Source organism: Herbidospora sp. NBRC 101105, assembly GCF_030269205.1.
GTDB classification, from domain to species: Bacteria; Actinomycetota; Actinomycetes; order Streptosporangiales; family Streptosporangiaceae; genus Herbidospora; species Herbidospora solisilvae.
Map to the genome: position 1 here is coordinate 403,196 of NZ_BSSX01000003.1, position 13,503 is coordinate 416,698.

The window sequence follows — 13,503 nt, forward strand, 5'->3', positions numbered from 1 at the left end:
GATCCATTACCTTCGGTGACATGACCGATCGCGATCTGGTTCAGGCCCTGCGCGCCCGCGATCCGGGTGCTCTCGCGGCTCTCTACGACGCCCACGCCGAAGGCGTCTATCGCTTCTGCTGGTTCATGCTCGGCCCCGAGGGCGCCCAGGTGGCCTTACGCGACACGATGATCGCCGCAGAGGCCCACGTCGAGGCCCTGCGCGACCCCGACCGCCTCTACGTCTGGCTGCTCGCGCTGGCCCGCGCCGAGTGCCGCCGCAGATGGCAGGCCGGGTCGCCGGCCGAACCCGAGGAGGCCCCCGACGCCGCCGCCTGGCACGCCGTCCACGGCCTGCCCCCGGACGACCGGGAGATCCTCGAACTGTCCCTGCGCCACGGCCTTGCCGCCGCCGATCTGGGCATGGTGCTCGGGCTGAGCGCCCGCCACGCCGAGGCCCTGCGCGAGTCGGCCTCGCTCCGGCTGCAGGACGCGATCACCGCCGAGGTGCTGGCCCGCCGCGACCCCGGCGACTGCCCGGCCCGGTCGGTCCTGGTCGCCGACGCCGAGGGCGGCGACCCCGATGAACGCCGCGCCCGCGTGGTCAACCACATCTTCAGCTGCGAGACCTGCCGCCCCCACCGGGCCCGCCAGGTCTCGGCCGGCAAGGTCTTCGCCCTGCTGCCCCTCCCGGTCATGCCCGACACGGTCCGCGTACGGGTGATGAGCTGCTTCATCGACCCCGAACTGCTGGCCTATCGCCGCTACGTCGCCCGCCGGGCCGGGCCGCTCGACCCCGACGGCTTCCCCGGCACCCGGGTCCGGCGCGGGCGCCACCTGGCCGTGGGCGCGCTGGCCGCCGTGGCCGCCGCCGCCGTGGTGGTCGTGCTGGTCATGCAGGTCACCGGGGAGCCGATGGACAACCGCGCCGGCGTGGCCGCGCCGACCGCCCGGCTCTACACCCCCGCCGCGACGGTCAGCGACTTTCCGCCGAAGGCGCCGCCCAAGGTGCCGCCGCCAATCCGCACCCTCGACCCCGTCGAGGAACCGTCGGAGAGCGCGACGGCCCGTCCCCGCCCGACCGTGCTCGGCGTCCACTACCCCAGGCCCGCACGCGCCGTCGTGCCCCGCCCGCGTCCCACCAGGACCGCCCAGGGCGAACCTCCGCACACCCGCCCGCCGGGCCCCCGCCCGTCACCGACCCCCGTCGCCACGGTGACCCCGGCGCCCGAACCGGTCGACCTCGAACTGGCCTCCACCACCCAGACCGACGACAGCGACCACGAGCACGAGCACGTGAAGGACGAACGCCATGGCCGCCGACGGCTTTGCCGTTCGTGATCGCCGGGTCTACCCCGACCTGCCGCCCGCGCGCCTGGCCGACCTCGTCACCAAGGCCCACGAGGCGGCCTGGCCGGTCTGGCTCGACCCGGGGCCCCGGATGCTCCGCGACGTCCTCGACCTCAGCCGCCTCCAGGCCGCCAGGGCCCTGGCCATCCTGACCTGGCTGGCCGAGGCCCACACCCCCGACGACGTCGCCTGGCTGCTCTCCCCGCGCCGCCTGACCGGCCCCCGCCAGGACCGCATGTACGGCGAGGCCGCCCGCCTCCCCGACCCCGTGCTCAACCTGGTCGTCGCCAACTGGACGTGGGTGCAGAGCACCCCCCACGGCGGCAGGGTCACCGCCCCCTACCTGGCCGGCACCGCCTACCCCGACGACGGCTACGCCGCCGCCCACGCCGCCATCACGCTGGCGCAGATCCACGAACGCCACCCGGAGGCCCGCCCGGCCCTGTCGGTCGCGTGGGCGGCCTGCCGGACCGCCGCCGACTGGTGCAAGGCGGCCGAACTGAGGGCCACCCACGGCGGCGACGCCCCGGTCTTCGCCTACCCGCGCGGCCCCGACCCGGTGACCACGGGCATGCGCCCCTGGATCGCGCGGCTGCTGAAACTCATGTGAACCTCTTTGCAATTGAGGCCCGTGTTCCTTGAGTGACCTGCGGGAATGGGCCTGCGCATGCCGAATCGCAGGTCACGGGCGCTGCCCGCGACACTCGTGGTCGCGGGTCTGCTGGCCGGGACGCCGGGCGCGGCCGCCGCGACGCCGGGCCCCCGCGACACGATCAGCGCGCAGGTCCGGGAGCTCGCCCGCAACCAGGTGAAGCTGGCGCGGGCCAAGGAGCGCCGCCGCGAGCTCGTCCGAGACGCCGAACGCCTCATCGAGGCCTACAACGGCGAGCTCGTCACGGTACGCCGGGCCCAGGCCGAGCACGCCGAGGTCACCGCCGACCTGAAGACGGCGGAGCAGGCCGTCGAGGAGGCCAGGAGCCGGGCCGCCGCCCTCGCCGCCGACGCGTACGGCGTCGACCTCGCCAACCCGATGATGGCCCTGCCGGGCGCCCCCGACGCGCTGATGCGCCGGGCCAGCCTGGTCACCCAGATCGGCGACGAGCGCGCGGCCGTCATCGACCGCCTCGACGACAGCCGCGAGGTGCTCCGGATCCTGCAGAACCAGGCCGCCGACATGCTCGACGAGGCCCATCGGGCCGCGGCGGAGGCCGAGCGTCTCAAGACGGCGGCGGAGGAGGCCGTGAAGACGCAACTGGCGGAGACCAGGGAACTGCGCAGGGAGCAGCGGGAGATCGAGGAGCGGCTCGACCTGGCGGGGTTCCGGCTCGGGGCCGCCAGGGCGGCTCCCGCCTGGGCGCTCACCGCCGGGGGCGCCGGTGGGGAGGCGGCCCGCTGGGCGCTGGCCCAGCTCGGCAAGCCCTACGTGTGGGCGGCCGACGGCCCGGAGAGCTTCGACTGCTCAGGTTTGACGATGCGGGCCTGGGAACGGGCCGGGGTGCCGCTCGACCACTGGACCGGCACGCAGTGGACCGCCGGGCCGCACGTCGAGTCCGACGACCTGCGCCCCGGCGACCTGGTCTTCTTCGGCGACCCGATCCACCACGTCGGCCTGTTCATCGGACGCGGCCTGATGGTCCACGCCCCCCAGACGGGAGACGTGGTCCGCATCGCGTCGATGTGGCGGCCCGACTACGTCGGCGCCACGAGACCGGGCTGATTCAGTGCTTGGCGCGCTTGTAGGAGCGCTCGATCTCGGCCTCGGCCTCGGTCCGGCCGACCCAGTTGGCGCCCTCGACCGACTTGCCGGGCTCAAGGTCCTTGTAGACCTCGAAGAAGTGCTGGATCTCCAGCCGGTCGAACTCCGGGACATGGTGGATGTCGCGGATGTGCTCCTGGCGGGGGTCACGTGAGGGAACGCAGAGGACCTTGTCGTCGCCGCCCTTCTCGTCGGTCATCCGGAACATCCCGACGGCGCGACAGCGGATGAGACACCCGGGGAAGGTCGGTTCCTGGAGGAGGACGAGGGCGTCGAGGGGGTCGCCGTCCTCGCCGAGGGTGTTCTCGATGAAGCCGTAGTCGGCAGGGTACTGAGTGGACGTGAAGAGCATCCGGTCGAGTCTGATCCGGCCGGTCTCATGATCCACCTCATATTTGTTGCGTTGCCCTTTGGGTATCTCAACGACAACGTCGAACTCCACTGCCATTTCCTCCGCTCAAGCCATCCGAGTGGTCCCGGAGTGGCGTTAGTGTCTCGTAGGCGTAACTAGGGAGAGGTCACGTGGTGCGACGCGAGCGTTGGGTGGTTGTCGCCACCCTCGCGCTGCTACAGATGTTCGTCATCGCCGCTGGCGTCTACCTCGTGGTCAACGGCACCGAGCGGATTCCGATACAGGCCGCGGCCCCCAAACCGGCCCCCACACCGATCGTCACGGCACCGCCTGTTCTGGTCGCCGCGCTCGACGGCCCTCTCCCGGCTAAGAGTACTTTGACCACCCTCCTTCGTGACGCCATGGGTGACCCGGGAATCGGTGGCAAGGTCGCAGGTACCGTCATCGACACCGAAACCGGGCAAACGCTGTTCGATGAGGGCTCGACCACCGCGCTGACCCCCGCGTCCACCACCAAAGTGGTCACCGGCGCCGCGGCGCTGGCCTCGATCGGCGCCGATGTGACGTTCGCCACGACGGTCGTCCAGACCGCCCCCGGCAAGATCGTCCTGGTCGGCGGCGGCGATCCGACCCTGGCCGGGCCCAAGGCCGACCCCCGCGACCACTATCCGCGCGCGGCCAGCCTCCAGACGCTGGCCTCCCGCACCGCCAAGGCCCTGAAGGCCGCCGGGATCAAGTCGGTCACCCTGTCCTACGACGCCTCGCTCTTCCAGGGCCCGGTGACCGCCCCAGGCTGGAAGCCGACCTACGTGCCCGAGGGCAGCGCCTCCCCGGTGACCGCGCTGGCCATCGACGAGGGCCGCGTGGTGCCCCGCCAGGACGCCCCGCGCTCGGCGAACCCGCCGGCCGACGCGTCCCGGGCGTTCGGCGACCTCCTCGCCAAGTACGGCATCAAGGTCGGCAAGACCATCAAGCCCGTCAAAACCGCGCAGCCCGGCCAGGAACTCGCCCGGGTCGAGTCGGCCCCGGTCTACGCCCTGGTCGAGCGCATGCTCACCGAGAGCGACAACGACCTGGCCGAGGCGCTGGGCCGCCACGTGGCCATCGCCGAGAAGCAGCCCCACACCTACGCCGGCCAGGCCAAGGCCTACCGGGCCGTGCTGACCCGCCTCGGCATCACGCAGGGCGTGGAGGTCCACGACGGCAGCGGCCTGTCGACCGCCAACAAGATCACCCCGGCGGCCCTGGCGAAACTCGTCGCGCTCGGCGCCTCCCCGCAACACCCGCAGCTCCACTCGCTGATCAGCGGAATGCCGGTCGCCGGCTTCACCGGCACCCTCCACGGGCGCTACGGCGACGGCGACTCGAAGGCCGGCGCCGGATTGGTCCGGGCCAAGACGGGCACGCTCGACGGAGTGAACACACTGACGGGCCTGGTCCACACCGCCGACGGAAGGCTGCTGAGCTTCGCGTTCATGGCCAACGGCGTCACCGACCCCGGCAAGACCGTCAAGGCGCTCGACCGGCTGGCGACCCTGGTCTCGCGCGCCGCCTGAACCGACGACATACGGTGGTGAACATGCAGGTGATCGACTGGGATCTCGCCGTCGCTACCGGAGTCCGGCTCGTCCGCCCGGGGCCACAGGTGAGCCGTGAAGAGGCCAGACAGGCCGTCAGCGAGCTTCGGCGCCTGTCGCGCGAGGCCGAGGTCCACGTCAAGGAGTTCACCGGGATCGACTCGGCGCCTCCTGAGGAGGCCACCGTCGTCGACCGCCCCGGCTGGATCCGGGCCAACGTCGAGGGGTTCAAGGTCGTCCTCGAACCGCTGTCCGAGAAGGTCGGCAACGTGCCGGCCATCGTCAGCGCCGTCGGCTCCCGGATCACCGGCGTCGAGGTGGGCGCCGTCCTGGCCTTCCTGGCCAGCCGGGTCCTCGGGCAGTACGAACTGTTCCTGCCGCCCGACCCCGAGGGCAACGCCCCGACCGGCCGTCTCACCCTGGTGGCCCCCAACATCGTCAACACCGAGCGCGAGCTGCGCGTCGACCCGCGCGACTTCCGCCTCTGGGTCTGCCTCCACGAGGAGACCCACCGGGTCCAGTTCACCGGCGTCCCGTGGTTGCGCGAATACCTCCAGGCCCAGATGAAGGAGTTCCTCACGATCTCCGACATGGACCTGTCGACCCTCCTCGGCCGCATGCGCGACGTGACCGACGCGGTCGCCGACGCCTTCCGCGGCGGCGAGGGCAACCTGATCGAGGCCATCCAGACCCCCGAGCAGAAGGCCGTGCTCGACCGGGTGACCGCCGTGATGACCCTGGTCGAGGGCCACGGCGACTACGTGATGGACGCCGTCGGCCCCAGCGTGGTGCCCTCGGTGGCCGACATCCGGGCCAAGTTCCAGCAGCGCCGCGCCGGCGGCTCCCGCGTCGACCAGGTGATCCGCCGCCTGCTCGGCGTCGACCTGAAGATGAAGCAGTACGCCGAGGGCTCCACCTTCGTGACCACCGTTGTCCAGGAGGCCGGCATGGACGGCTTCAACCGGGTCTGGACCTCCCCCGAGACCCTGCCCACCCGCCAGGAGATCGCCGATCCCCACGCGTGGATGCGCCGGGTCCTCGCCACCAACACGCTGGAGCCCGACCACAAGTCCGCCTGATGGGTCCTCATCCGGCGGTCGCCGACGTCCGCCGCGCGATCCGCGAATCGCTCTCCGACCTCGACGAGGGAAGCCTGGTGCTCGCCGCCTGCAGCGGCGGCGCCGACTCCCTGGCCCTGGCCGCCTGCCTCGGCTTCGTCGCTCCGCGACTCGGCCTCCGCGCCGGGCTGGTCACCGTCGACCACGACCTCCAGCCCGGTTCCCGGTCAAGAGCCGATGATCTTGTACGGCTCTCGCCCAGCCTGGGCCTCGACGTCGCCGAGGCGGTGACGGTCCAGGTCGGCACCTTGGGAGGCCCCGAGGCGGCGGCCCGGATCGCCCGCTACGCCGCCCTCGACGAGGTGTCGGCCCGCCTCGGAGCCGTCGTCCTGCTGGGCCACACCCGCGACGACCAGGCCGAGACCGTGCTGCTGCGGCTGGCCCGGGGCAGCGGCTCCCGCTCGCTTTCCGGGATGGCCGAGGTCTCGGGCGTCTACCGGCGGCCGCTGCTGGGCGTCAGCCGTGCCAGAACCGAGGAAGCCTGCGCGGCGCTCGGCCTGATCCCCTGGCACGACCCCCACAACGACGACCCGAGGTTCACCCGGGTCAAGGTGCGGCAGACCCTGCTGCCCCTCCTGGAGTCCGACCTCGGCCCCGGCATCGCCGACGCGCTGGCCCGCACCGCCCGGCTCTGCCGCGACGACGCCGACGCCCTCGACGACTGGGCCGACCGCGTCTACGCCGAAGCGAGAGACCTCGGCACCGGCCTGTCCACCGCGCTGCTCGCCGAACTGCCCGCCGCGGTACGCCGCCGGGTGATCCACCGGGCCGCCGTCGCCGCCGGGTCGCCGCCCTCGGCGCTCGCGGCCGTGCACATCGAGGAGGCCGAACGGCTGATCACCCGCTGGACGGGGCAGAAGGGGGTGCACCTACCCGGAGGGGTGGGTGTGGTGCGCCGATATGGCAGGCTGATGTTCACCAGCTCCCTCTCGTAAGGAATTCGCAGGTGGACGCAGCCGACATGGGCAGAGACTTGTCCAAGGTCCTCATCTCCGAGGACGAGCTCCAGACCAAGATCAGGGAACTCGCCGGGAAGATCGACGCCGACTACGCGGGCCACGAACTGCTGATCGTCGGGGTGCTGAAGGGCGCCGTCATGGTGATGGCCGACCTCGCCCGCGCGCTCCACGTGCCGGTCCAGATGGACTGGATGGCGGTGTCGTCCTACGGCGCGGGCACCAAGTCGTCGGGTGTGGTGCGGGTGCTGAAAGACCTCGACACCGATATCGCGGGCCGTCACGTGCTGGTCGTCGAGGACATCATCGACTCGGGCCTGACCCTGTCGTGGCTGCTCAACAACCTCCAGTCGCGCAATCCGGCGTCCGTGGAGATCTGCACCCTCCTCCGCAAGCCCGACGCGGTGAAGGTCCCCCTTGACGTCAAATACGTGGGATTCGACATCCCCAACGAGTTCGTCATCGGCTACGGGCTCGACTACGCCGAGCGCTATCGAAACCTCCCATTCATCGGCACTCTGGCGCCACATGTCTATGGCGGCGAATAAGCCCTGAGCGAAGTGGCCCCTCCGGAGGCTTGATATTTGCTCTCCGCGAAGGGAACACGCCTGTCCCTGACGTACGTTGGATGAGCAATGCCCGAGCCTGCCGGGCGGTGACCCTCACCGGCGGCTCGGTGTACCTTCTGATAACCCGGGGGCGGCCCTGGGTAGTCAGAAGGAGCGGCAAAGGGTGCCGCGACCCCCTTTACCCAAAGGGGGCCAGGCCTTGGTCAGGAAGGGACGGGCCCGCCGGGGTTCCGCATCGGATGGATCTCAAGCGATTTACACGTGGGCCACTGCTGTGGATCCTGGGCATCGTCGTGCTTCTGCTGCTCGTCACGACGTTGATGAACACCGGCGGCAATTACACCACCGCCGACACCTCCACTGTTCTCCAGCAGATCAACAGCGGCAATGTGGTCAGCGCCAAAGTGACCGACAGAGACCAGGTCGCGCAGGTGACCCTGGCCAAGCCCATTCAGGTCGGCACCAAGTCGACCGACCGCATCCAGGCCTCCTGGGTGACCGGTCAGGGCGTTCAGATCACCGAGGCCCTCGCGAAGGCGAACCCGAAGAACGGGTGGACGGTCGAGGTTCCCAAGGAGAACTTCTTCGTCACCCTGCTGTTGAGTTTCCTGCCGATCATCCTGATCGTGCTCTTCTTCTTGTTCTTCCTGAACCAGATGCAGGGCGGCGGCTCCCGGGTGATGAACTTCGGCAAGTCGAAGGCCAAGCTCATCACGAAGGACACCCCCAAGACCACGTTCGCCGACGTGGCCGGCGCCGACGAGGCCATCGAGGAACTCCACGAGATCAAGGAGTTCCTGCAGGCACCCGCCAAGTTCCAGGCCATCGGCGCCAAGATCCCCAAGGGCGTCCTGCTCTACGGCCCGCCCGGAACCGGTAAGACGCTGCTCGCCAGGGCCGTCGCCGGCGAGGCCGGGGTGCCGTTCTACTCGATCTCCGGCTCCGACTTCGTCGAGATGTTCGTGGGTGTCGGCGCGAGCCGCGTCCGCGACCTGTTCGAGCAGGCCAAGGCCAACGCCCCCGCCATCATCTTCATCGACGAGATCGACGCCGTCGGTCGTCACCGAGGCGCGGGCCTCGGCGGTGGTCACGACGAGCGCGAGCAGACCCTGAACCAGCTCCTCGTCGAGATGGACGGCTTCGACGTCAAGGGTGGCGTGATCCTCATCGCCGCGACGAACCGGCCCGACATCCTCGACCCCGCGCTGCTGCGTCCCGGCCGGTTCGACCGGCAGGTCACCGTCGACCGTCCCGACCTCGAGGGCCGCAAGGGCATCCTCAAGGTCCACGGCCGCGGCAAGCCGTTCGACGACAGCGTCGACCTCGACGTCATCGCCCGCCGCACGCCCGGCTTCACCGGCGCCGACCTGGCCAACGTGATCAACGAGGCGGCGCTGCTGACCGCCCGCCAGGACAAGAAGCTCATCACGATGGAGATCCTCGAAGAGTCGATCGACCGCGTGATGGCCGGCCCCGAGCGCAAGTCGCGGGTCATGTCCGACCAGGAGAAGAAGATCATCGCCTACCACGAGGGCGGCCACGCCCTGGTGGCCCACGCGCTGCCCAACTCCGACCCGGTCCACAAGATCACGATCCTGTCGCGCGGCCGCGCCCTCGGTTACACGATGACGCTGCCGATGGAAGACAAGTTCCTGGCCACCCGCTCCGAGATGAACGACCAGCTCGCGATGCTGCTGGGCGGCCGCACGGCCGAGGAGCTCGTCTTCCACGAGCCCACGACCGGCGCGTCCAACGACATCGAGAAGGCGACCTCCATCGCCCGCCGCATGGTCACCGAATACGGCATGAGCGAGAAGCTCGGCGCCCGCAAGTTCGGCTCCGGCAACGGCGAGGTCTTCCTCGGCCGCGAGATGGGCCACGAGCGCGACTACTCCGAGCAGATCGCCTCGTCGATCGACGACGAGGTCCGCCGCCTGATCGAGTCGGCCCACGACGCGGCCTGGGAGATCCTGGTCGAATACCGTGACGTGCTCGACAACCTGGTCCTGGAGCTGATGGAGAAGGAGACCCTGTCCCGCGAGCAGGTGCTGGAGATCTTCAGCCCGATCGTGGTCAGGGAGAAGCGCCCCTCCTACGCCGGCTACGGCAAGCGGCTGCCCTCCGACCGTCCCCCGGTGATCACTCCCAAGGAGGTCGCCGCGGCCAACGGCCACGGCACCCCCGCCATCGCGTCCGGCAACGGCTCCGCTGTGGCGCAGCCCGCCCCCCAAAAGGACGAGGCGTAACAACAGTGGTTGGCAAGCCTCTCCAGGTCGACAGCGCCCGGATCGAAGCGGCCGTACGCGAGATTCTGATCGCGATCGGCGAAGATCCGGGCCGTGAGGGCCTGGTCGAGACCCCGGCGCGCGTCGCCCGAGCCTACGCGGAGCAGTTCGCGGGGCTCGGGCAGAAGCCGGAAGACGTCCTCACCACGGTGTTCGACGCCGACCACGACGAGATGGTCCTGGTGCGCGACATCGAGATCTACTCCACGTGCGAACACCACCTGGTGCCCTTCCACGGGGTGGCCCACATCGGCTACATCCCCAACGACAAGGGCCAGGTGACGGGCCTGTCCAAGCTGGCCCGGCTGGCCGACCTCTACGCCCGCAGGCCCCAGGTCCAGGAGCGGCTGACCTCCCAGGTCGCCGACGCCCTCATGGAGGTCCTGAAGCCCCGTGGCGCGATCGTGGTCATCGAGGCCGAGCACATGTGCATGACCATGCGCGGCGTCCGCAAACCGGGCGCGAAGACGATCACCTCGGCGGTCCGCGGCATCTTCCGCGAAGACGACAAGACCCGCGCCGAGGCGATGTCCCTGATCATCGGCCGCTAGTTTTCGATCGTTATCCACAGGTGCCCCCCGGGCGGCGGATCGTGCTGCCGGAACGCCTAGGCTTGATCCCGATCGACCACATGAGGAGCCGTTGATGAGCGCGTTCACCGTGCCGGGGCTGCCCGACGCCGGGCGCTGCCTCGTCATGGGCGTGGTCAACGTCACCCCCGACTCCTTCTCCGACGGCGGCCGCTGGTTCGACCCCGAGATCGCCATCGCCCACGGCCTCGCCCTGGTCGAGCAGGGTGCCGACATCGTCGACGTGGGCGGCGAGTCGACCCGTCCCGGGGCCGCGCGGGTCTCCCTCGACGAGGAGCTGCGCCGGGTCGAGCCGGTGATCCGCGCCCTGTCCGCCGAGGGTGTGGCCGTGAGCGTCGACACGATGCGCGCCGAGGTCGCCGAGGTGGCCGTGGCCGCCGGGGCCCGGCTGGTCAACGACGTGAGCGGCGGCCTGGCCGACCCTGCGATGCCCCGGGTGGTGGCCGCCTCCGGCGTCGCCTATGTGGTCATGCACTGGCGGGGCCACAGCAGAGACATGGAGAGCCGGGCCATCTACGGCGATGTGGTCACCGAGGTGAGCGAGGAGCTGCGCAAGCGCGTCGACTCGGTGCTCGCCGAAGGTGTCCGCGAGGAGCAGCTGATCCTCGACCCCGGCCTGGGGTTCTCCAAGCAGGCCGACCACAACTGGGCGCTCCTCGCCGGTCTCGGCCGGCTTCAGGAGCTGGGCCGTCCCCTGATCATCGGGGCGTCCCGCAAACGTTTCCTCGGCCGGCTGCTCGCCGGTCCCGACGGCGAACCCCGCCCGTTCGCCGAGAACGACGACGCGACCCTGGCGGTCACGGCGCTCGCCGCCCGAGACGGCGCCTGGTGCGTTCGCGTCCACGACGTCCGACCCAACGCCGACGCCGTACGGGTTGCCGCGGCGTGGAGGGCAGCCGATGAAAGAGGTTGAAGACCTCAACCAGGCCTTTTACGCCGCGATCGAAAGCGCCGACCTGGATCGGATGTCGGAGATCTGGGTGGAGGACGTGCCCGACCACCTGGTGGCGATGTGCGTCCATCCCGGGTGGCCGATGTTGTCCGGGCGCGGTGAGGTGCTGCGCTCGTGGGCGCTGATCATGGCCAACACGCCTTATATCCAGTTTGTGCTCACTGACGTACAGACGACGGTTTTAGGGAATGTCGCGGTGCTGACCTGCGCCGAGAACATCCTCACGGCGGCCGACGCCGAAGACGTGGGAGACACCGGGTTCGCGGCCGGGCGCGTGGTGGCGACCAACACCTTCGTGAAGACGGCTGGCGGCTGGCGGTTGTGGCACCACCATGGGTCGCCGGTGCTGCAGACGGGCGACGACGACGAAGAGGAAGAGACGTCCTGACCTGGGGCACCACCTAGCGGGCGCTTGATGCCCGTGCTGCGGGTGGAGGCAGGTACTCCGACGGCGCGAGACGAGCTCCCAGATACGGATGGTGCTCAGAGGTAGTCGCGGCAGAACGGGACGGTGGCTCGGGGTGCCCGATCTTCGGGATGCTCGGGCCGGAGGTCGACGCCGTAGTAGATGATGTCGATGCCCCACATCGACAGCACGGGGTGGCCGAAGGTGCCGTGTCCTGCGGGCAGGAATCTGTGCGCATACACGGGGACCATCCGGGGCGTCCCGGCCAAGTGCGACCGTGCGAGGTCCACGACCGCGTCCCCGGAATCCGGCCGCTCGCCCCAGGCGGAGTGCCAGTGCCCGTGCCGGACGTCGTGGAGCAGGAAGTCGGCCAGTCGAGGTGTCGGCGGAGGTCGCCGTTGCGCCAGTCCGGCCATGGTCTTTCCCAGGTATAGCCGGTGCCCGGTTTCACTTCCCGTGGAGGGCAGTCCGGCGGCGAACTCTAATCCGTATTCGTGCTCGATTCGGGCGAACTCCGCGTCGGTGAGGCCCTTCTCGATCACGCAGCAGTCGTGCCAGGCGCTGCGCGGCTCGTCTGCCAAGTCGGGCCGCCCCCTCGCTGATCATGTTCGGACCGTATCGCCCATGCCGGGCCGACGGGCGGTTGTCCTTCGGTGGAATGTGCGTTCGGGTGGGGGGCGTTGTGATCGGCGGAATCGGTTGGTTGTAGAAAGTGATCTCGGACGTGGGATCGGTGCGGAGGTGTCGTGGGCCTCGATACGGTGAGCCTGAAAGGGCTTCGGGCCAGGGGGCGGCATGGTTGCCTGCCCGCTGAGCGTGAGCTGGGGCAGGAGTTCGTCGTCGACGCGACGCTGTTCCTCGACGTGAGGCCGGCGGCGGCCGGTGACGATCTGACCAAGACCGTCGACTACGGGGCGCTGGCGCTCGAGCTGGTGGCCGTGGTCGAGGGGGAGCCGGTCGATCTCATCGAGACGCTGGCCGAGCGGCTGGCCGCGGTCTGCCTGCGCCATGAGCTGGTGGAGAATGTCGAGCTCAGTGTGCACAAGCCGGCGGCGCCGATTCCGTTGCCGTTCGACGACGTGGTGGTGACGGTCAGGAGGTCGCGGTGAGGGTCGTCTTCTCGCTGGGCTCCAACCTCGGGCGGCGGATGGACTATCTGCAGAGCGGCCTCGACGCGCTGTTCGACGCGCCCGGCATGGCGTTCGTGGCGCTCTCGCCGGTCTACGAGACCGATCCCGTCGGCGGGCCCTCCCAGGGGGCCTACCTGAACGCCGTGGTCATCGCCGAGACCTCGCTCGACCCTCGCACCCTGCTCGACCGGGCCCTCGGGGTGGAGGACGCGTTCGGACGGGTCCGGAAGGAGCGCTGGGGGCCGCGCACGCTGGACGTCGACATCATCATGGTCGGCAACCTGATGTCCGACGAGGCCGAGCTGACCCTGCCCCATCCGCGTGCCCACGAGAGGGCCTTCGTGCTGGTGCCGTGGGCGCAGGCCGACGCCTCGGCCGTGCTTCCGGGGCGCGGGTCGGTGGCGGCGCTGCTGGCCGGTCTCGACCAGAGCGGCGTGCGGCTCCGGGCCGACCTGTCGCTGCAACCCCCGCTTTAGGAGTCGTG

General features: G+C 70.3%; 15 protein-coding genes. 13 read left to right on the forward strand and 2 right to left on the reverse strand.

Annotated features, from left to right (window positions below):
• Positions 1-20: 20 nt before the first annotated feature.
• Genes QSK34_RS15760 through QSK34_RS15770 form a run of 3 tightly spaced genes read left to right on the forward strand, consistent with a single transcriptional unit; the run spans position 21 to position 3,045 of the window.
• Positions 21-1,319 carry an RNA polymerase sigma factor gene (locus tag QSK34_RS15760; RefSeq protein WP_285584769.1) on the forward strand — a complete coding sequence of 433 codons (1,299 nt, stop codon included), beginning with the start codon at positions 21-23 and terminating at the stop codon, positions 1,317-1,319.
• Complete coding sequence (locus QSK34_RS15765) at positions 1,291-1,938, forward strand: hypothetical protein (protein ID WP_161480943.1); 648 nt, start codon at positions 1,291-1,293, stop codon at positions 1,936-1,938. Before QSK34_RS15760 ends, QSK34_RS15765 begins: the two co-directional genes overlap by 29 nt.
• Positions 1,939-1,995: 57 nt before the next feature.
• The gene (locus QSK34_RS15770) at positions 1,996-3,045 is read left to right on the forward strand and encodes a C40 family peptidase (RefSeq protein WP_285584771.1); all 1,050 of its coding nucleotides are present in this window, start codon (positions 1,996-1,998) and stop codon (positions 3,043-3,045) included.
• Position 3,046: 1 nt separating this feature from the next.
• On the opposite strand, the gene QSK34_RS15775 is transcribed toward QSK34_RS15770, so the two are convergent.
• A complete protein-coding gene (locus tag QSK34_RS15775; protein WP_030452941.1) occupies positions 3,047-3,526 on the reverse strand; it encodes an inorganic diphosphatase in 480 nt (159 codons plus the stop codon).
• Between the two features lie 83 nt (positions 3,527-3,609).
• On the opposite strand from QSK34_RS15775, the gene dacB reads away from it, so the two are divergent.
• The 8 genes from dacB (at position 3,610) to QSK34_RS15815 (ending at position 11,871) form a co-directional block, all read left to right on the forward strand.
• Complete coding sequence (gene dacB, locus QSK34_RS15780; protein ID WP_285584774.1) at positions 3,610-4,992, forward strand: D-alanyl-D-alanine carboxypeptidase/D-alanyl-D-alanine endopeptidase; 1,383 nt, start codon at positions 3,610-3,612, stop codon at positions 4,990-4,992.
• A 23-nt stretch (positions 4,993-5,015) separates the two neighbouring features.
• Complete coding sequence (locus tag QSK34_RS15785) at positions 5,016-6,092, forward strand: Rv3626c family coenzyme F420 biosynthesis-associated protein (protein WP_285584776.1); 1,077 nt, start codon at positions 5,016-5,018, stop codon at positions 6,090-6,092.
• A complete protein-coding gene (tilS, locus tag QSK34_RS15790) occupies positions 6,089-7,066 on the forward strand; it encodes a tRNA lysidine(34) synthetase TilS (protein WP_285585302.1) in 978 nt (325 codons plus the stop codon). The genes QSK34_RS15785 and tilS overlap by 4 nt, the downstream gene beginning before the upstream one ends.
• 11 nt (positions 7,067-7,077) lie before the next feature.
• Positions 7,078-7,635, forward strand: coding sequence for a hypoxanthine phosphoribosyltransferase (gene hpt, locus QSK34_RS15795; RefSeq protein WP_030452945.1), 558 nt, complete (start codon positions 7,078-7,080; stop codon positions 7,633-7,635).
• 260 nt (positions 7,636-7,895) lie between these two features.
• Positions 7,896-9,902 carry an ATP-dependent zinc metalloprotease FtsH gene (gene ftsH, locus QSK34_RS15800; RefSeq protein ID WP_285584779.1) on the forward strand — a complete coding sequence of 669 codons (2,007 nt, stop codon included), beginning with the start codon at positions 7,896-7,898 and terminating at the stop codon, positions 9,900-9,902.
• 5 nt (positions 9,903-9,907) lie between these two features.
• Positions 9,908-10,492, forward strand: a complete 585-nt coding sequence (gene folE / locus QSK34_RS15805) for a GTP cyclohydrolase I FolE (protein WP_030452947.1) — start codon at positions 9,908-9,910, stop codon at positions 10,490-10,492.
• A 94-nt stretch (positions 10,493-10,586) separates the two neighbouring features.
• Positions 10,587-11,444: a dihydropteroate synthase gene (gene folP / locus QSK34_RS15810; protein ID WP_285584780.1), complete on the forward strand. Its 858-nt coding sequence runs from the start codon at positions 10,587-10,589 to the stop codon at positions 11,442-11,444.
• Positions 11,431-11,871, forward strand: a complete 441-nt coding sequence (locus QSK34_RS15815; RefSeq protein ID WP_285584781.1) for a nuclear transport factor 2 family protein — start codon at positions 11,431-11,433, stop codon at positions 11,869-11,871. The genes folP and QSK34_RS15815 overlap by 14 nt, the downstream gene beginning before the upstream one ends.
• Positions 11,872-11,966: 95 nt before the next feature.
• On the opposite strand, the gene QSK34_RS15820 is transcribed toward QSK34_RS15815, so the two are convergent.
• The gene (locus QSK34_RS15820; protein ID WP_285584783.1) at positions 11,967-12,470 is read right to left on the reverse strand and encodes a hypothetical protein; all 504 of its coding nucleotides are present in this window, start codon (positions 12,468-12,470) and stop codon (positions 11,967-11,969) included.
• A 165-nt stretch (positions 12,471-12,635) separates the two neighbouring features.
• Between QSK34_RS15820 and folB the strand changes: the two genes are divergently transcribed.
• Complete coding sequence (folB, locus tag QSK34_RS15825) at positions 12,636-12,998, forward strand: dihydroneopterin aldolase (RefSeq protein WP_285584785.1); 363 nt, start codon at positions 12,636-12,638, stop codon at positions 12,996-12,998.
• The gene (gene folK, locus QSK34_RS15830; RefSeq protein WP_285584787.1) at positions 12,995-13,495 is read left to right on the forward strand and encodes a 2-amino-4-hydroxy-6-hydroxymethyldihydropteridine diphosphokinase; all 501 of its coding nucleotides are present in this window, start codon (positions 12,995-12,997) and stop codon (positions 13,493-13,495) included. The genes folB and folK overlap by 4 nt, the downstream gene beginning before the upstream one ends.
• Positions 13,496-13,503 lie beyond the last annotated feature (8 nt).